Source organism: Streptosporangium sp. NPDC001559 (assembly GCF_042893955.1).
In the GTDB taxonomy this organism is placed as follows: Bacteria; Actinomycetota; Actinomycetes; order Streptosporangiales; family Streptosporangiaceae; genus Streptosporangium.
Window position 1 is genome coordinate 249,363 of sequence record NZ_JBIAVG010000012.1, and the last position, 16,629, is coordinate 265,991.

Here is a 16,629-nt window from a genome sequence, read left to right on the forward strand (position 1 = left end):
GGTCAGTGGTTCCCGTGCGTTTGCACGGGCAGGTACTCCACGGGTCCGAAGTGGACACGATCTTCCTTTCGAGCAGCGGTCGTCCTCTACGGTAACGATCCACGTGGGGGCCGATGTTTCCAGATCGGCCGACGATCCCATAGTTGGTTGATAACCACCCTTATATGTACTTATCCATAGCGAAAGCTTGGGCACACGCCTACGTGCGCCGAGACCGCGACGTAGCGTCGATAATGACGGTCTCATCGTGAGTTCGAGAGGTGGCGGGAATACGACGTGGGCGACTGGACCGAGGACGACGACCGCACCCGTGCCCTGCGGCCGCCGACGCCGGGCCCCGCGTCGCCGCGAGCGGCGGGCCAGCCCGCCTATCCGGCGCAGGGTTCCCCCAGGAACGTTCCCGGCGAGGAGCCAAGGGCCACCTCCCGGGTGTACGGCAAGCCCAGACAGGGATCAGGCAAGGTCAGGCCCCTGCAGCCCTCCCCGGGAGGCCCCGGCGAGCCGCCCTCAGGCTCGGGAGGCGCCCCGAGACGGTCGTGGCGGCCGAAGCGGCCGGGCAGGCTGGCCGTACAGATCCTGGTCGGGTTGCTCGTGGTGTTTCTGGTGGTCGCGATCGGCGGCTACTTCACGATCAACTCGCGGCTGAAGCGGGTGGACGCGCTCGGCGACTACGAGGGCCGTCCCGCCGACACCCCCGGCACCAACTGGCTGCTGGTCGGCTCCGACAGCCGCCAGGGCCTGACCAAGGCCCAGCGCAAGAAGTTCGCCACCGGTTCGGCCGTCGGGCGCAGGACCGACACGATGATGCTCCTGCACATCCCCGACACCGGTGACCGCCCGACCCTGGTCAGCCTTCCGCGTGACTCCTACGTGCCGATCGACGGCCACGGCCGGGGCAAGCTGAACTCGGCCTACGCCTTCGAGGGCGGCCAGAAACTGCTGCCCAAGACCGTCGAGCAGGTGACCGGCATCCGGATCGACCACTACATGGAGATCGGTTTCGGAGGCTTCGTCGGCATCGTGGACGCCATCGGCGGCGTCGAGATCGACGTCAAGCAGGCCATCAAGGACCACAAGGCCGGGATCAACCTGAAGAAGGGCCGTCAGGTGATGGACGGCGGGACCGCCCTCGGCTACGTCCGGACCCGCGCGACCGGCGCCATCCCCGACTTCGAGCGGACCCAGCGTCAGCGCCAGTTCTTCTCCGCCGTGGTGAAGAAGGCGGCCAGCCCCGGAGTGCTGCTCAACCCCTTCACCTCCATCCCGCTCGCCCTCAGCGCCGCGGACTCGGTCGAGGTCGGCGAGGAGACCGGCACCTTCGACCTGCTCTCCCTCGGCCTGGCGATGGGCGACAACCCGATCACGACCGTCGTCCCCGTCGGCTCCCTGCCGACCATCGACGGCCAGGCCGTCGTCCAGTGGGACCGGGCCAAGGCGCTGCGCATGTTCAAGGCCCTCGCCGAGGACAAGCCGGTCCCTCAGGACGTCCTGGGCAAGTGACTCATCCGGAGGCGGTCGTGGCGGCGACGGTCGCCGCCACGACCGCGCCGACCACGGCGGCGTTGACGGCCGCGATGCTCTTGGCGACCGCGTCGGCGGCCCAACGGCCCTCGGTGATCTCCTTGATCCGCGCCTTGTCCGCGCCGGGGAACGCCTTGCGGTCGATCTTCGCGGCGTGCAGCACGGCGATCAGCACCGCGGAGCGCTCGTCCGGCTCGGCCCCGGCCAGCACGTCGCCGATCCGCTGCCTGATCTCCCGCTCGACCCGCGGGTCGCGCTCCGGGTAGCGCGTGCTGGGGAAGAGACCCAGGACCTTGTGCCGCCGCTCGTCGAGCACGCCCCGCTCGGCCAGGCCGGACAGCAGCCGCTTGCGCACCCCGGAGGAGTACAGCTTGCGCACCCACCAGTCGGCCTTGCGCTGCCTGGCCTCGGCGGCGATCAGAGCCAGCGTCGCGTCGAGCTCCCGCTCGCCGAGCGGTGTGGGGTCCAGGACGGTGACCTTCTTGTCCGCGAGGTCGATGCGGCCGTTGACGGCCAGCTCCGCCAAGAGGGAACCGCCGAGGGCCGCGTCGAGCTCGATCGAGCTGGTCAGGAGTCTTCCCTCCGCCTCGTCGTAGGCGAGCAGCAGGATCTCCTCAGCGATGGTCGTCATGCCTGAAACCCTACGTCGCGTACATTCCACCGACGCGGGGCCGTACTGGGTGGTGTGGGGTGATCTGGGACAATGCTTGGCTTATGAGCGTTTCCGAGGAACTGCACGTCATCGGCCGCCCTCTCGTGGACGTCCAGCTCGCCCATCCGACGGTGGTGGGAATCGGCAGGGGAGACCTGCCCGAGCCGGTGTTCCGGTCGTGGCTCGAACAGGACTACCTGTTCCTGCTCGACTACGTGCGCGTCTTCTCCCGGTTGGCCTGGCAGGCCCCCGACGACCACCTGGGCGTCCTGGTCGACCTGGCCCACGCCACCTTCCACGAGGAGCTCGACCTGCACCGATCGTTGTCGGCGGGCTTCGGCGCCGACCTGGGCGGGGTGAAGAAGGGGCCCGCCTGCTCGGCCTACACCGCGTTCCTGCTGGAGTCGGCCGCCGACTACGCCGACGGGCTGGCCGCGCTCTACCCCTGCATGTGGGGCTACTCGACGCTCGGCCAGGCGCTGGCCGCCGAGGCCCCCGCCGAGTCCCGTTACCGACCTTGGATCGACACCTACGCCGACCCCGGCTTCGCCGAACTCGCCGGACGCGTCGCCACGATGATCGACGAGGTCGTCACCGACTCCGGCAGGGCGGCGCGGTTCTTCACCGAGGGCATGCGCCACGAGATCGCCTTCTGGGACGTGCCGTAGTTGTGTTCCTTTGCGCAGCCTTCGGCGGCGCGGGCTGTGTTCCTTTGCTCCGCCTGGCGGCGTCGCGGGGCTTGGGCGCCTCTGAGTCGGTGTCTTCCCTCGTCTCTCCGTCGCTGCGCTCCCGCGTTCCTCAGTCCAGACACCGACGCGCCCAAGCCCTGTCTCTTTGCTCCGCCTGGCGGCGTCGCGGGGCTTGGGCGCTTTCGAGTCGGCGCTTTCCCTCGTCTCTCCGTCGCTGCGCTCCCGCGTTCCTCAGTCCAAGCACCGACGCGCCCAAGCCCTGTCTCTTTGCTCCGCCTGGAGGCGTCGCGCCCAAGCCGAAACTCCTCATTTCTGGCGTCGGTAACCCTGAACCAAAGCTCTTCGCCGCCGACGGGTTCTAGTCTGTGGGTATGCCAGAGCTTCCCGAGGTGGAGTCGCTCGCCGAGTTCCTGCGCGGGCACGCGGTCGGCAGGAAGATCGGGGCCGTCGAGGTCTTCGGCTTCCAGGCGCTCAAGACCGTCGATCCCCCCGTCACCGCCCTGACCGGGCGCACGGTGACCGCCGTGGCCAGGCACGGCAAGTTCATCGACCTCGACTGCGACGGCCTCCACCTCGTCACGCACCTGGCCCGCGCGGGCTGGCTGCGCTGGCAGGACGACCTCTCCCGGGCGAAGGCGGTCAGGCCGGGCAAGGGCCCCCTGGCGCTGCGGGTACGGCTGGCACCGTACGAACCGGGGGAACCGGAGCCGGGCTTCGAGCTGACCGAGGCCGGCACGCAGAAGCGGCTGGCCGTCTACGTCGTGCGCGACCCCGGCGAGGTGCCGGGGATCGCCGCGCTGGGCCCCGATCCGCTGTCCGACGGCTTCACCGCCGAGGTCCTCGGCGGCATCCTGAACGGCAGCCGCGCCCAGATCAAGGGCCTGCTCCGCGACCAGAAGGTGATCGCGGGCATCGGCAACGCCTACTCCGACGAGGTCCTGCACGCGGCGCGGACCTCTCCCTTCAAGGTCGCGGGGAGCCTGACGGAGGAGCAGGTCACCGCTCTCCACGAGGCCATCGTCACGACCCTGCGCACCGCGCTCGACCGGGCCAGGGGCCTGGCGGCCAAGGATCTCAAGGCCGAGAAGAAGTCCGGTCTTCGGGTCCACGGCCGGACCGGCGAGCCCTGTGCGGAGTGCGGCGACACGATCCGGGAGGTCTCCTTCGCCGACTCCTCCCTGCAGTACTGCCCGACCTGTCAGACGGGCGGCAAACCGCTGGCCGACCGCCGGATGTCACGCCTGCTCAAGTGATCACTGGGCCCACGGGGGCAGGATGGTCCGCCCGTTGAGGGAGGCGGTGACCCCGGCCGAGGTGCACACGGTGCCGGTCGCCCGCTCGGTCTGAGAGGCGTTGCGCAGCGCGAACGGGATGTTCGGGGAGACGATCAGCGCGTCTCCCGCCTCGGCCACGTGCTCGACGCCGCCGAGGACGCCCACGACCCGCCCCGAGTGGACGACGAACACCTCCTCACGGTCCACGGTGTGCTCGGGCCCCGAGGCACCGGGGTTCATGTCGAAGGCCCAGACGGCCAGCTCGGACGAGCCTCGTGAGGGCACGGCCAGCGAGCGCGTGGTGGTGTCGCCGTTGGCGAAGGCGGGGGCGTCGGCCAGGGTCGCGACGGTCACGGTTCCTCCATTGGTAAACCTCGTTGTCTTTTCTTGGATAGAAGGTAAACCAGGTTGTCTAGTTCGTCAACGGTAGCGCTATGCAGTCGAATGGTGGCCGCTTGTGGACGACTCGGGGGCTGCTGGGGCACTTTGCGCCACATCGGTCGGAGGACTTGGAACAATGGGTGCATGAGTGTTCCTGAGATCGAGGCGCAGGCCGTGCCGGACGACGCGTTCCTGCTTGACGTGCGTGAGCTTGACGAGTGGCAGGCGGGGCACGCCCCGACGGCCGTCCACATCCCGCTGGGTGAGCTGCAGGCCAGGGTTGAGGAGGTTCCGCACGACGCGCCCGTCTACGTGGTGTGCAGGGTCGGCGGCCGTTCGGCGCACGCGGCGGCCTGGCTCAACCACATCGGCAGGGAGGCGATCAACGTCGGCGGTGGCATGCAGTCCTGGAACTTCGCCGGCCGTCCCATGGTCAGCGAAAGCGGTGCCGACCCGTTCGTCGCCTGACCGCGCAACAGCGAAGGCCGCGCTGAAAACCCTCCACGGCCCCTTCTCGAAAGCGCGTTCCGAACGTCACCGAGCATCCTCAGGACCTCTCAGGTGATCGTCAGCGCGACCCTCTCCCGGCGCGGGCCCGCCCCCCGCGCGACCCTTCCGTGTCCCACCGGTCAGGGCTGAGACGCCGCCCTCGTCCGATCGTGCCGTCGGCCGTACGGTTCTACGCTTTGGTCAACTTGGTCAACTTGGCCAACGACGACATCGCCGCCGACGGGCCGATCGGAGATCCCATGGACGCCGTGACCGTACGGGCTCACGAACTCGCGGAAGCCGGGCGGTTGCCCGCCTTCGTCTACGATCTGGCCGCGCTGGACGAGCACGCCGCGGCCGTCCGGGACGCGCTGGGCGACGTCGAGCTGTACTACGCGGCCAAGGCCAACCCCGACCCCGAACTGCTGCGGGTGCTGGCCCGGCACGTGGACGGCGTCGAGGTCGCCTCGGGCGGTGAGCTGGCGCACGTGCTCGGCGTTCTCCCCGAGGTCCCGATCGCCTTCGGCGGGCCCGGCAAGACCGATGCCGAACTGGCCGCCGCCCTGGACGCCGGGGTGGCCCGGCTGCACGTTGAGGGGCCCGGCGAACTGCGCCGTCTGATCGCCACCGGCCGGGAGGCCGACATCATGCTCCGGGTCAACCTCGCCGTCTCACTCGGCGACGTGGCCCTGGCCATGGGCGGCGGCGCGACCCCCTTAGGCATGGACCCCGACGGCGTCACCGCCTGCCTGGAACTGCTTGACCGGCAGGAGGCGGTACGGCTTCGCGGCGTCCACGCGCACCTGGCCAGTGGCCTGGACGCCGAACGCATGCTCCGGGTCAACGAGCGGGTCCTCGACCACGCCCGCTCCCTGGGCGTGACCGAGATCAACCTCGGGGGCGGCATGGCCGTCTCCTACGCCGATCCCGGCGACCGCTTCGACTGGGCCGCCTACGGCAAGGGCCTGGCCGGTCTGCGCCGCTCCGGTGAGACGCTCAGGATCGAGCCCGGCCGGTCGGTCTCGGTGTACTGCGGGCGGTACGTCACCCGGGTCATCGACGTCAAGCGGGTCCACGGCCGTCTGTTCGCCGTCGTCGCGGGCGGCACCCACCACATCCGCACCCCCGCGACCAAGGGGCACAGCCAGCCCGTCATCCTGGGCACTCCCGGCGAGCCGATCACGATCTCCGGCCAGCTGTGCACCCCCAAGGACCAACTGGCCGAGAACGTGCCGATCGCCCTGGAGCCAGGGGACGTGGTGGAGTTCGCCATGGCCGGCGCCTACGCCTGGAACATCTCCCACCACGACTTCCTGATGCACCCCCGTCCCGAGTTCCACTACCTCTGACCTCGGCTTCTCCGTGGGCCTTTCGAAGGCATGAGGCTCCGTGACGGGCGCGGGCCGGGGGTTCCGGTGGTCCGCGCCCGTTCCTGGCTGCCTCAGAGCTGGGCGAAGTAGTCCAGCGGGAAGGGCGGGCGGGCCAGTGGGGCGACGGCCAGTCTCATCAGGGTGAGCGGGTTGTCGTCACCGGCGACGCGGTTGGCGTTGAGCGTGCCGCACGCCGTACAGCGATGGATGATCGCCCACTCGCCGTCCTGGCGTGCGTGGATGGCGATCGGGGCCATGCCCGAGGCGCAGTCGGCGGCCCTGTCACCCGGGTTGTGGTCCAGGTGCCTGGACCACAGGCAGGTGGGGCAGTGGTTGCGGTGCGCGGTTCCCGGCGCGTCGGTGGGCACGTCGAGGCGGCAGTTGACGCACCGGAAGGAAGTGATGCGGGCGCGATGGCGTGGCAACGGAGGAGCTCCAGACGAAAAATGGGTGACGAGTCGGCTGACTGTGCCGTCGTGACCCACGCGGGCTCACCCCCGCCGGAGCCTCCGGTGGGGACGTCGACCCGATCGAGGGCGCGCGACGGCGTCCTCGGTGCCCGCGGGCATTAACATCCCCCCTAATCTGCTCGGAGCCAGTGAAACAACCCATCGCGCCACGAAGCAACTGGTTTAACCCGGCGACGGCGTCCCGGAAATCCCCAAGGAGTATTTATCGTGACATCCGAGACGAGTCCCAACGGGTGGAGTGCCGCGCTGACCGGGGCCTTCGAGATACTGCTCGGTGGAGAGCCGACCGTCGACCCCACCGCCGGATACGGGGTGTACTACGCCTCCGACTCCCTCGACGAGTTCCTGTTCCCGAACCCCTGGGCCACTCCTGAGGCGTTGTCAGGCCGGGAGCCGAGGTATCTCCCTGATTCGGACGGCGAGTATCCCTTCTCCCCCTGGACATGGCGGTTCGACCTTGGCGGGTCGCTGTTCCGCTTCGACGCCGACCTCCTGGCGGGGACGGAGCCGTGGGGTGCCGACGGGTACAAGGGCCCCCGGCCGTTCGACGACGCCTTCGTCGCCGACCTGCGGACCGTCTCGCCGCCCGGTGAGGCCGGTGAGGCGTTGGTGTGCGGCGCGGAACTGGGACCACTCCTGGGCCGCCACGGCGTCGACCTGACCGGCGAGGATTCGGAGAAGCTGAACGGCTGGCTGACCGTGCTGCTGCGCGTCGCCACCGACGGCACTCTCACCGACGCGATGAGGGCCGCCACGTTCACCGAGCGCGGCCCCGAACACCTGGTGCCGACCCACGACATGTCCGCCGGGGAACCCTGGGAGGAGAGGCTGGGCGCGGTCACACACCCCGCGCTTCGCGACCATCTCCGCATGCTCTGCCTCTCCGAGCGTGACGCGCGCAGTAAGGGCGGCTTCTACTACGGCACCGGCCACTGGCCGTGGACCGATGTCCTGGAGGTGGCCGGTTGCTCCCTCGTCGCGGGCTGGGGGTTCGGCGAGTCACAGGCCGGGGTCGCCGTCGTGCGCCTGCCGACCGAACCAGGGGCGCGCTGAGCACCTCAGGAGTGTGCGCGAACGAGGCGTTTCGTGCGGTACGGCCGTCCTGTGAGCTCCACCAACGTGCCACTCACCAGGGGGAAGCAGTCGGAAGCGGGCAAATAGTGCATCACGTGGCCTCCGTGACCGCCCCTTTGGTTCTTCGATGTTCGGGGCATGGGGCCGCGTCCACTCCGCATCGAGGTTGAGCGTCAGGGGATCGAGGGAGACACCCACATCACGGGTTCGAGGGGCCGACGGCTCGGTTCGCCTGCCACGAGATCGACCACCCCTTCGGACTTCTCCACCGGTCGCACATGCCGCCAGGAGTCCGTTTCCCAGCTGGCCGACCTTGGGCGAACCGCCCCCAGGTGCACGGTTGGACAAGAGGGCGTACTAGCCGTGTTTCGGAACCCTGTCGCGCGCGCCGGATTGTCAGTACACGGACCTACGCTCTTCCCCGTGCCGATATCCGCGACCCCCGCGTCCCTGTCCTATGCCGATGCCGATGCCCGCCTGGGCGGCGCGTTGTCCGCCGTGTTCGAGGGTGCGGGAGCGTCGCCCGGCTACGACGAGGTGTTGTTCTTCGACGGCGACCTCACGCTCGACGGGGATTTCCTGAGCGCCATCAACGAACTACGCGGCGGCGACGTCGAGTTGATCGTGGTCACCGGCGACCTGAAGGTCAACGGCCCGATCGCGCTCTATGAGGACCGGCCTGGCCTGTACGTCGGCGGTCACACCCAGGCCGAGACCCTGGAGGGCGGCGAAGCGGAGATCTACGTCCACGACGGCGCCTTCACCCACCTGGTCTACGGCTGGTACAACCACGGCTCTTTGCGGACCGGGATCGTCGACACCCCTTGGGTGATCGACTACGACCACGCCATGGACGTGTACGCCCCAGGCGGGCGCTGGGTGGACAACTACGACGATGACGACGACGCCGACTTCGCCGTCGGGGACAGCATCGTCGAGGCGTTCGTGCCCGAGGTCGTCGACGCGGAGGGCCGCTGCCTGGACGTCGACGAGTTCCTGAACCGGCTGCGGGCCGGACTGCCGGTCCTGCGGGCCGGAGCCCGGTCGGCGGCCGAGTCGGCGAGTGACGGCGTCGTCCGGGCGCGCCTGGCCGAATGAAGCCACCCAGGCACGGCGGTAGAGGCCGGTACGGCCACCTCTTCAAGCCGTGCGGGCCAATCCGCCGGCTGGCTCGGCGCGCGAGGGTGGCCGTACGTTTCGGCAGGTCGTTGGCTGTGCGGTACAGCTACCGCAGCGAACGTGGTTGTACTCTCGCGGACGTCCGCGGACGCATCCCGTGCCGGTTCCCTCCCCAGGGGGGAAGTAGCCGGAAGCGGACTAATAGTGCATCATGGGGCGCGAACTGGGCTGATCCCGGTTCGGTAGGTAAGTCAACGCGGGAGCTTGGGGCAACCAGGCTGAGAGGGCGACTACGGCTGTCGCCGACCGCATGAACCTGTCCGGGTAATGCCGGCGTAGGGAGCGCGTCATGACGTCTGACGTCATCAATTCCAAGCATGCCGAGGCCCCCCTCACCCTTGACCAGGCACCTCCGAAGACCCTTGGAATGCTCGACCAGGGAGCGTTCTGGGCCAATCTGGGCGTCAGCCTGCTCGGCTTCTCCTTCGCGCTCGTCCTGATCAACCCGTTGGGCGGCGACAACCCGCTCACCTTCGGCGCCGCGCTGCTGGCGGCCCTGGTCGGCAGCCTCATCGGTACCGCGATGGTCGGCTTGGCCGCGGTTCCCGGGGTGCAGACGGGGCAGCCCGCGATGGTGCTGCTGCGCGGGCTGTTCGGGGTACGGCTCTCCTACGTGCCGACCGTGCTCAACGTCGTCCAGATGATCGGCTGGGGGGCGTTCGAGCTGTGGGTCGTCGCGATGGGCGCCCAGGCGATCTTCGGGCCTTCGGTCCCCTACGCGGTCTGGGTGGTCGCGGCCGGGGCGCTGACGATGGCGCTGACCATCTACCCGCTGGGAGCCATCAGGCTGCTCAGGCGGTTCGTCACGATCGGTGTGGTTGTCTCGGTCGTCTGGTTCGCGGTGGTCTTCCTGCGGGAGACTCCCGCGCAGAGCGGCGGCTCCTGGGACGCCTTCGCCGCCGCGGTCGACTTCGTGGTCGCCCTCTCGGTCTCCTGGGTGCCGGTCGCGGCGGACTACGCCAGGCACTCACGGTCGAGCCGGGCCGCCTTCACCGGCATCGTCGGCGGCTACACCGTCGCCCAGGTCGCGTGTCTGGCCGTCGGCGTCTACGCGGTCGCGCTCGCCGGGCACGCCGTGGTCCAGGAGAACCCGACCGCGGTGTTCGGGCCGTTCGTCGCGGCGCCGCTGGGCGCGCTGTTCTTCGGCATCCTCGTGCTGCGCGAGACCGACCAGTCGTTCGCGAACGTCTACTCGACCGCGATGTCGCTGCAGAACCTGATGCCGAGGATCGACCGCCGTGTCTTCTCCGTGGCCGTCGGCGTGCTGACCACGGCCATCGCCCTGGTCGTGGACGTCAACTCCTACGGCGCCTTCCTGAGCATCATCGGCGCGGTGTTCGTGCCGATGTTCGGTGTGCTGGCGGTCGACTACTTCCTGCTCGGCAGGGGCAGGAACTGGGACATCTCAGAGAACGCGCCCTCCCGCCTGGTCATGGTCCTGCCGTGGGTGCTGGGCTTCGTCACGTGGTGGATGCTCGCGGCGCCCTCGCAGGTCTCCTGGTGGGCGGCGATCTGGGACGACGCCAGGCAGGCGGTCGGGTTCACCCCGCAGCCCTGGATGAGCGCCTCCCTCGGCGCCTTCCTGGTCTCCGGCCTGGTCACCCTGGCGATCGGGACGCCGCGCCTTCTCGCCCTGAGGCGCCGCCGCCGTACCTGACCTGCGCCTTCTTGGCCGGGGTCGGTCCTAGAGGCGGGCGGTGCTCTCCACCCGTAGGAGTCGTTCCTTGGCGGTCGCGCCTCCGGCGTAGCCGCCGAGGACGGCCTCGCTCTCGACGACCCGGTGACACGGCACGATCACGCAGACCGGGTTGCTGCCCAGCGCGTTGCCGACCGCGCGCAGCGCCCTCGGCCTGCCGATCCGCTCGGCGATCTCCCGGTAGGTCGTCACCGTCCCGTACGGCACGGCCAGCATCATCTGCAGTACGGTCCTGGCGAAGGAGGTCGCGAGTTGGAGGTCCACGGTGACCGTGAAGGCGCGGAGTCTGCCGGAGAAGTAGGCGTCGAGCTCTCTGCGGACCGGGTCGAGCCTGCGGGGATCGGGGCCGATGAAGGAGCCGACCTCCCTGCTGACGCGTTCGAAGACGACGTTCTCGTCCTCGTAGCTGCACGCGACGACGCCCCGGTGTGTCGCCGCGAGCGTCAGCCGTCCTACGGGCACCTCGATGGTGCCGAACGCGATGTCCGGGTGGGTGGCGCCCACATAGGTGGACGAGGTCACCCGCAGCAGGGCGTCGAGATCGCTGGCTGACCCGGATGCCATGGCCCCACCCTTCCGTGTCCAGGCGTGTGGTCACCGCAGCGTATCGGACGGATCGTCGCAACGAGTGTCAGCACATGCGGACGAAGTGCCAAGATCAGGCCAGTTGACGCGGCACTATGGTTCTGTGGGTGACGACAGGGCCGAAAGCGACGAGGGCGTCGGCCGCGCGATCGTCGCCAGTGCCCCGAATGCGATAGTCGTTCTGGACCGCGACCAGACGGTCCTGGCGTGGAATCCCGCCGCGGAACGTCTCTTCGGCTGGCCGGCCGGAGAGGTCCTCGGACGCAGGCCTCCGCTGGTGCCGGGGGAACTGACGGCCGAGCACAACGCGGTGCTCGAAAGGGTGCGCACCGGCGGCCAGGTCTCGCTGCGCACCAAGCGCTTCCGCAGGGACGGCAGCCTGCTCGACCTACGGCTCGACATCAGCGCGCTGCGCTCGGAGGCGGGCGCGTTGCTGGGGTACGTCAGCGTCTACCACCTGGTCCAGGACGACGAGAGCGCCCAGGAACGGGCGGTCCGCAGGGCCAGGCTCGTGCGCAGGCTCACCGACGTGGTCGCCGACATCAACGCCGAGCGGGAGCTGCCCGCCGTGCTCGACCGGATCGCGGCCAGCCTCACCGAGCTGACCGGGGCCGACGCGGGCGGGTTCGTGCTCATCGAGGGCGACAGGCTCCGGCTGGTGGCCAGTCACCGGCTGCCCGAGTCGCTGCGTGACTCGACCGCGCACATGCGCACCAGCCTGGTCGGCAAGCTGCTGCGCACCGGCAGGACCGTGATGCTGGAGACGGGCGACCAGGGCCGCCTCGACGAGCTGATCTGGTCACAGCTGCCCGGTCTGCACACGATCGCCCTCGGCCTGGCCATGGCGGGCGGCAGGCCGTACGGCGCGCTGTACGCCCTGTTCGCCAAGCACAAGGCGGGGCACGTCGAGCTGGAGCTGCTCGAACTGCTGGCCGGGCACGCGGGCATCGCCGTCGGCAACGCGATGGCCTACCAGGAGGCCGTACGGCAGCGCGCCCACCAGCGGGCGGTGTTCGACGCCAGCGCCGACGGCATCGCCGTACTCGATGGGCAGGGAAAGATCGTCCAGTGGAACCCCGCGGCGGCCGAGCTGACCGGGTTCGACGCGCTGGACGTGCTCGGGGGGCCGCCGCCGTTCGAGCTGCCGGGGCCGGGCGACAAGCTCACCCTCCAGCTTCCCTCGGGCATCTGGCTCGACGTACTCAGCGCGGAGATCGTCGAGACGGGTGAGGTCGTGGTCGACTTCCGCGACGTCACCAGGGCCAAGGAGCTTGAGGAGGCCAAGGATCTCTTCCTGGCCACGACCAGTCACGAGCTGCGCACCCCGATCACCGTGGTGCAGGGCTTCGCCGGGACCCTCGCCGCCCGCTGGGACGGCATGACCGACGAGGAGCGCCGTTCCGCGGTGCGCATCATCGCCGAGCGGGCGCGTTCCCTCGGCAAGCTGATGGACAACCTGCTGCTCGGCTCCCGGGCCGGGGCGGGCGAACTGCCCCTGAAGATCGAGGGAATCGACCTCGGCAGACTGATCGTGGCGGCGACACTCGGTCTGCCTGATCTGTCTGATGTGCATAGGGTTGAGGTGATTGTCCAAGAAAACCTGCCCCCGGTGTCCGGGGACGCCATCGCCACCGATATCGTGCTGGGCCAGCTGTTGGAGAACGCGTTCAAATATTCACCGGACGGTGGCCTGATCAGGGTCGAGGCTTGGGCCGACGGTGACTGGGTGGTGGTGGTAGTGGACGACGAGGGTGTGGGCATAACGCCCACGAGCCGGGAGCGGATCTTCGATCGCTTCGTCCAGGGAGACACGGGAGACCGTCGCCGGTTCGGCGGGGTCGGCCTCGGGCTGTACATCGTCCGCAGTCTCGCCCGCGCCCAGGGAGGAGAGGTCTCGGCCCACTCCAGGCCGGGAGGGGGCACCCGGATGCGGCTGGCGCTTCGCATTGCCGACACGCCCAGCGCCCTTACCTGACCGACACGCCGTTCCGGTAACAAGCCGGTAACGGATGAGCTGATCTATTGTCGAATGTGTACAAGCTGTAATTGCCGCCCGGTTTCTAAGACCATCTAACGGGGCATTTCGGTCGTACTGGGGTGTGGTTCCTCAGGGGGAACAGGGATACGGGGAGGTGAGTGCGTCGAGCGTCGTTCTGTTGCCGTATGCACCGTCCAGCGTCGCTGTCGCACGCCAACGCCTCTGCTCTGACCTGCAGGAATGGGGGGTCTACGAGACCGCTATCGATGACGCGGTCCTCGTGGTCAGCGAGCTGCTGAGCAACGCGCTCAGGCATGCTCATCCGTTGCCGTCCGGTCAGATCAGAGTGGCATGGCGCTGGGCCGACGAGCACGTGGAGGTAGCGGTGAGTGACGGAGGGGCCGCCACGGAGCCGCGGGCGGGGCGTCCGACACTCTCCTCTCTGGGGGGCCGGGGGCTCGGCATCGTCGAATATCTGGCCACCAGCTGGGGGGTCAGGCACGAAGGGGAGATCACCACGGTCTGGGCGGTCGTCACCGCCGCCGACACCGTCGGTAACGGGAAGGTCTCCGTCCCCCAGCCCGCGTTGCGCGAATGCGGGTAGGGCGCGTCCCGCCTCACTGGAACAATGAGGCGGGGCACGACCGGCCATTCCTTTGCCGTCGGCGCCGACCTCAGCGGCACCCGGCCCTCCTCGTCACATTGGGTGACGACTGACGGATCACACCCCCGCGGGCACGGAGCGGTACAGCACCGCCCGCTCGGCGGCGGCCCACGCGGTCGTGACCAGTAGATAGATCCCCGCCGCGAGCGGGAGCACGGCCGCGCCCAGGACCGTCAGGAACGGCAGCAGCGGCAGCACCCGGCGCAGCACCCCGGAGCCGGGACCCTGCGGGACCGTCGCCGACCTCATCCGCCGTGAGGTGACCGCGGCGACGGCCAGCAGCAGCAGGAAGAGGCAGGCGAACACCAGCGTCGGCCCGCTGATCAGCCCGAACCCGGAGACCACGCCCGCGAAGTGCTGCCCGAGCTGCACGCCGAACAGCCCATGGGTGAGCAGCGCGTTCGCGTGACCCGCGATCGTGGAGGAGATGAAGACCCGGTAGACGACCATGAGGACCGGCAGTTGCACCAGCCCGGGAAGGAAGCCGCCGAACGGCGACACCCCCTCCGCGGCGTACAGGGCGGTCGTCTCCCGGTACAGCCTGGCCGGGTCCTTCGCGTGCCGTTCCCGCAGCTCGGCGAGCTTCGGCGCCAGCGCGGCCTGGGCTCGGGCACCCCTGGCCTGCATGACGCCGAACGGCAGGAGCAGCAACCTCACGCAGACGGTGAAGACGACGATGGCCAGGGCGGCCGAGCCCAGCGGCTGGGCGAGGAGGGTGATGAGGTCGGCGGTGAACCCGATGACGGAGTCGAACATGAACAGAGCCCTTCTGACTGCCCTTTGACAGGGATGGAAGACAGCACAGAAGGCGCCCGCGCTTCGGGACGTCTGTTGGGTGTTACGCGGGCGCCGGGCCCGGTGACGGTGCTCTTGGCCGGGGTCGTCCGGCCCGGTCGGGGTCACGCTGACGGACGAACACGAGTCGTCCCGCCCTCTCCCGCGCGGAGAGGGTGAAGTGCCCGCCTGTCCCGGCGGCGGTGGGTACCCCGCGCAGGGCCCAGGCGAGCAGGAGCACGCCCAGGCCGATGACGGCGGCCGCCGTCACGGAGCCGCCGCCACCGTCGAGAAGCCAGGCGAGCAGGAGGGTCACTTGGACATCTTGCTCACGATCGTGACCGCGGCGACCACGATGAGGGCCACGACGCCAAGCACGAAGACGAACTTGAGCAGGCCGAACACGGCGGGAATGATGATCCCGAGGACCACGTAGATCGCGAGAAGGGCGCCCACGACGCCCAGGACGGTACGAACCATGCCAGCAACCGTATGTTCCACGGTGGCCGGGCGCGCGTGGGAAACCATAACGATCTCGTCCTTACAGGGCGGTGACGGAGGGTGGCGATCATGAGGAACGGGCCTACGGTGTAACCATGAGCGCGCGGATTCTGGTGGTCGAGGACGACCCGGCGATCGCCGAGGTCGTGGCCCGCTACCTGGAACGCGACGGCCACCGGGTCGAGTGCGTCGACGACGGCGCCGAGGCGCTGAGGCTCGCCCTGGCCGACCCGCCCGACCTGCTCGTTCTCGACCTGACGCCATCCGGGACGGACGGCCTCCAGGTGTGCAGGAGGCTCAGGGAACGCCGGCCCGTCCCCGTGATCATGCTGACCGCGCTCGGTGAGGAGATCGACCGGGTCGTCGGCCTTGAGATCGGCGCCGACGACTACGTCACCAAGCCCTTCAGCCCCAGGGAGCTGGCCCTGCGGGTGCGCTCCGTGCTGAGCCGGGCCCGTGGCGCCACCGCCCCCTCGGGCACCGGAGTTCTCGGGGACGGCGACCTGACGGTGGACATCGGCACCCGCGAGGTACGGCGTGGCGGCCGGGAGATCACACTGACCGCCCGCGAGTTCGACCTTCTGACCCATCTGATGCGTCACCCCCGCCAGGCCTTCAGCCGTTCGGCCCTGCTCGACCAGGTCTGGGGGTGGTCCTTCGGCGACTCCTCGACGGTGACCGTGCACGTGCGCAGACTCAGGGAGAAGGTGGAGGAGGACCCGACCGCGCCACGGCGCATCGTCACGGTCTGGGGGGTCGGCTACCGCTACGAGCCGTCGGTCCCGTAGCGATCCTCGGTGCGATCAGTCCACGGCGTAGGGGTGGACGCCTCCCGGGGGCGCGTCGTCCGGGTCGAGCTCGATCGGCAGCGGGCCTCGGCGGTCGGGCTCGACACGCTGGTATGAGACCGGCGTCCTCGGGCTGTCGAAGGACTCGGCGATGGCGCGGAACGTGGGACACGGCCACCGCCACATACAGCTGCGGCAGCGCAGGATCGGATTGGCGGCGTCACTGGTGATGCCGCCCGCGTCACGTGGCTGGTGCAGGTCGAGCAGCCTGATGCCCAGCGTCGCGAAGCCGAGCAGCTCCTCACGCGCGCCTTCGAGGAAGTCGAGGTCCGCGCTCGCCAGACGGGTTCTGATCGGGACGTATCCCTCACGGTTCACCAGGACACGCAGCGAGTGGGCGGCGTCGTGCCACGAGGTCGCCTTCTCGGTGCGGGTGACCATGGCCTCCAGGTGCTCGCGGAGGCGTTGCCGTTGCGGATCTTCAGAAAGGTCGGTGTTCATCGATGCTTTCGGGCCCGTTTCTACTCAACGGCCGCCACTGACG

Annotated in this window: 19 protein-coding genes and 1 riboswitch; of the genes, 11 read left to right on the top strand and 8 right to left on the bottom strand. The window is 69.4% G+C overall.

What is annotated here, in order from left to right:
* Nucleotides 1-276 precede the first annotated feature (276 nt).
* Nucleotides 277-1,500 (top strand): LCP family protein, encoded by a 1,224-nt coding sequence (locus ACFYY8_RS26705; RefSeq protein ID WP_390045422.1) that lies wholly within the window; start codon nt 277-279, stop codon nt 1,498-1,500.
* A gap of 1 nt (nt 1,501) precedes the next feature.
* Here ACFYY8_RS26705 and ACFYY8_RS26710 read toward each other — a convergent pair whose 3' ends face one another.
* Nucleotides 1,502-2,152, bottom strand: coding sequence for a GPP34 family phosphoprotein (locus ACFYY8_RS26710; protein WP_390045424.1), 651 nt, complete (start codon nt 2,150-2,152; stop codon nt 1,502-1,504).
* A gap of 83 nt (nt 2,153-2,235) precedes the next feature.
* On the opposite strand from ACFYY8_RS26710, the gene ACFYY8_RS26715 reads away from it, so the two are divergent.
* On the top strand, nt 2,236-2,841 hold the full coding sequence (locus ACFYY8_RS26715; protein ID WP_390045426.1) for a TenA family protein: 606 nt from the start codon (nt 2,236-2,238) through the stop codon (nt 2,839-2,841).
* Between the two features lie 392 nt (nt 2,842-3,233).
* Complete coding sequence (locus ACFYY8_RS26720) at nt 3,234-4,115, top strand: Fpg/Nei family DNA glycosylase (protein ID WP_390045428.1); 882 nt, start codon at nt 3,234-3,236, stop codon at nt 4,113-4,115.
* On the opposite strand, the gene ACFYY8_RS26725 is transcribed toward ACFYY8_RS26720, so the two are convergent.
* A complete protein-coding gene (locus ACFYY8_RS26725) occupies nt 4,116-4,490 on the bottom strand; it encodes a cupin domain-containing protein (protein WP_390045430.1) in 375 nt (124 codons plus the stop codon). It abuts the gene before it with no gap.
* Between the two features lie 171 nt (nt 4,491-4,661).
* Here ACFYY8_RS26725 and ACFYY8_RS26730 point away from each other — a divergent pair, with 171 nt between their 5' ends.
* Nucleotides 4,662-4,985 (top strand): rhodanese-like domain-containing protein, encoded by a 324-nt coding sequence (locus ACFYY8_RS26730; protein WP_390045432.1) that lies wholly within the window; start codon nt 4,662-4,664, stop codon nt 4,983-4,985.
* A 236-nt stretch (nt 4,986-5,221) separates the two neighbouring features.
* Nucleotides 5,222-6,355 (top strand): alanine racemase, encoded by a 1,134-nt coding sequence (locus tag ACFYY8_RS26735; protein ID WP_390045434.1) that lies wholly within the window; start codon nt 5,222-5,224, stop codon nt 6,353-6,355.
* 92 nt (nt 6,356-6,447) lie between these two features.
* Here ACFYY8_RS26735 and ACFYY8_RS26740 read toward each other — a convergent pair whose 3' ends face one another.
* Nucleotides 6,448-6,801 (bottom strand): RNHCP domain-containing protein, encoded by a 354-nt coding sequence (locus tag ACFYY8_RS26740; RefSeq protein ID WP_390045436.1) that lies wholly within the window; start codon nt 6,799-6,801, stop codon nt 6,448-6,450.
* Between the two features lie 252 nt (nt 6,802-7,053).
* On the opposite strand from ACFYY8_RS26740, the gene ACFYY8_RS26745 reads away from it, so the two are divergent.
* From ACFYY8_RS26745 to ACFYY8_RS26755, 3 genes are all read left to right on the top strand, one after another.
* Nucleotides 7,054-7,899 (top strand): hypothetical protein, encoded by an 846-nt coding sequence (locus ACFYY8_RS26745; RefSeq protein ID WP_390045438.1) that lies wholly within the window; start codon nt 7,054-7,056, stop codon nt 7,897-7,899.
* Nucleotides 7,900-8,343: 444 nt separating this feature from the next.
* On the top strand, nt 8,344-9,018 hold the full coding sequence (locus tag ACFYY8_RS26750; RefSeq protein WP_390045440.1) for a hypothetical protein: 675 nt from the start codon (nt 8,344-8,346) through the stop codon (nt 9,016-9,018).
* 267 nt (nt 9,019-9,285) lie between these two features.
* Nucleotides 9,286-9,398, top strand: a riboswitch (TPP riboswitch).
* Nucleotides 9,389-10,756, top strand: coding sequence for a purine-cytosine permease family protein (locus tag ACFYY8_RS26755; protein ID WP_390045442.1), 1,368 nt, complete (start codon nt 9,389-9,391; stop codon nt 10,754-10,756). (Overlaps the previous riboswitch by 10 nt.)
* A 27-nt stretch (nt 10,757-10,783) precedes the next feature.
* Here ACFYY8_RS26755 and ACFYY8_RS26760 read toward each other — a convergent pair whose 3' ends face one another.
* Nucleotides 10,784-11,359 (bottom strand): methylated-DNA--[protein]-cysteine S-methyltransferase, encoded by a 576-nt coding sequence (locus ACFYY8_RS26760; protein ID WP_352014911.1) that lies wholly within the window; start codon nt 11,357-11,359, stop codon nt 10,784-10,786.
* A gap of 124 nt (nt 11,360-11,483) precedes the next feature.
* Between ACFYY8_RS26760 and ACFYY8_RS26765 the strand changes: the two genes are divergently transcribed.
* On the top strand, nt 11,484-13,355 hold the full coding sequence (locus ACFYY8_RS26765) for a PAS domain S-box protein (RefSeq protein ID WP_352014910.1): 1,872 nt from the start codon (nt 11,484-11,486) through the stop codon (nt 13,353-13,355).
* A 157-nt stretch (nt 13,356-13,512) separates the two neighbouring features.
* A complete protein-coding gene (locus ACFYY8_RS26770) occupies nt 13,513-13,962 on the top strand; it encodes an ATP-binding protein (RefSeq protein ID WP_362784998.1) in 450 nt (149 codons plus the stop codon).
* A gap of 117 nt (nt 13,963-14,079) precedes the next feature.
* Here the strand turns inward: ACFYY8_RS26770 and ACFYY8_RS26775 are convergent, their stop codons facing one another.
* The 3 genes from ACFYY8_RS26775 to ACFYY8_RS26785 all read right to left on the bottom strand — a co-directional run bounded on the left by ACFYY8_RS26775 (nt 14,080) and on the right by ACFYY8_RS26785 (nt 15,276).
* Nucleotides 14,080-14,778 (bottom strand): YidC/Oxa1 family membrane protein insertase, encoded by a 699-nt coding sequence (locus ACFYY8_RS26775; protein WP_390045445.1) that lies wholly within the window; start codon nt 14,776-14,778, stop codon nt 14,080-14,082.
* An 82-nt stretch (nt 14,779-14,860) separates the two neighbouring features.
* The gene (locus ACFYY8_RS26780) at nt 14,861-15,112 is read right to left on the bottom strand and encodes a DUF6412 domain-containing protein (protein WP_390045447.1); all 252 of its coding nucleotides are present in this window, start codon (nt 15,110-15,112) and stop codon (nt 14,861-14,863) included.
* Entirely contained in the window at nt 15,109-15,276 is a 168-nt protein-coding gene (locus ACFYY8_RS26785) for a hypothetical protein (protein WP_390045449.1), read from the bottom strand. Before ACFYY8_RS26785 ends, ACFYY8_RS26780 begins: the two co-directional genes overlap by 4 nt.
* A 116-nt stretch (nt 15,277-15,392) precedes the next feature.
* Here ACFYY8_RS26785 and ACFYY8_RS26790 point away from each other — a divergent pair, with 116 nt between their 5' ends.
* Nucleotides 15,393-16,085: a response regulator transcription factor gene (locus tag ACFYY8_RS26790; protein WP_390045451.1), complete on the top strand. Its 693-nt coding sequence runs from the start codon at nt 15,393-15,395 to the stop codon at nt 16,083-16,085.
* A gap of 15 nt (nt 16,086-16,100) precedes the next feature.
* Here the strand turns inward: ACFYY8_RS26790 and ACFYY8_RS26795 are convergent, their stop codons facing one another.
* Nucleotides 16,101-16,586 carry a hypothetical protein gene (locus tag ACFYY8_RS26795; RefSeq protein WP_390045453.1) on the bottom strand — a complete coding sequence of 162 codons (486 nt, stop codon included), beginning with the start codon at nt 16,584-16,586 and terminating at the stop codon, nt 16,101-16,103.
* Nucleotides 16,587-16,629 lie beyond the last annotated feature (43 nt).

What these genes read in the sequence shown, in the direction of transcription:
- ACFYY8_RS26730 (WP_390045432.1), top strand. Translation starts at nt 4,662, where the DNA reads ATGAGTGTTCCTGAGATCGAGGCGCAGGCCGTGCCGGACGACGCGTTC.
- ACFYY8_RS26710 (WP_390045424.1), bottom strand. Translation starts at nt 2,152, where the DNA reads ATGACGACCATCGCTGAGGAGATCCTGCTGCTCGCCTACGACGAGGCG.
- ACFYY8_RS26760 (WP_352014911.1), bottom strand. Translation starts at nt 11,359, where the DNA reads ATGGCATCCGGGTCAGCCAGCGATCTCGACGCCCTGCTGCGGGTGACC.
- ACFYY8_RS26795 (WP_390045453.1), bottom strand. Translation starts at nt 16,586, where the DNA reads ATGAACACCGACCTTTCTGAAGATCCGCAACGGCAACGCCTCCGCGAG.
- ACFYY8_RS26785 (WP_390045449.1), bottom strand. Translation starts at nt 15,276, where the DNA reads ATGGTTCGTACCGTCCTGGGCGTCGTGGGCGCCCTTCTCGCGATCTAC.
- ACFYY8_RS26715 (WP_390045426.1), top strand. Translation starts at nt 2,236, where the DNA reads ATGAGCGTTTCCGAGGAACTGCACGTCATCGGCCGCCCTCTCGTGGAC.
- ACFYY8_RS26775 (WP_390045445.1), bottom strand. Translation starts at nt 14,778, where the DNA reads ATGTTCGACTCCGTCATCGGGTTCACCGCCGACCTCATCACCCTCCTC.
- ACFYY8_RS26720 (WP_390045428.1), top strand. Translation starts at nt 3,234, where the DNA reads ATGCCAGAGCTTCCCGAGGTGGAGTCGCTCGCCGAGTTCCTGCGCGGG.
- ACFYY8_RS26790 (WP_390045451.1), top strand. Translation starts at nt 15,393, where the DNA reads ATGAGCGCGCGGATTCTGGTGGTCGAGGACGACCCGGCGATCGCCGAG.
- ACFYY8_RS26755 (WP_390045442.1), top strand. Translation starts at nt 9,389, where the DNA reads ATGACGTCTGACGTCATCAATTCCAAGCATGCCGAGGCCCCCCTCACC.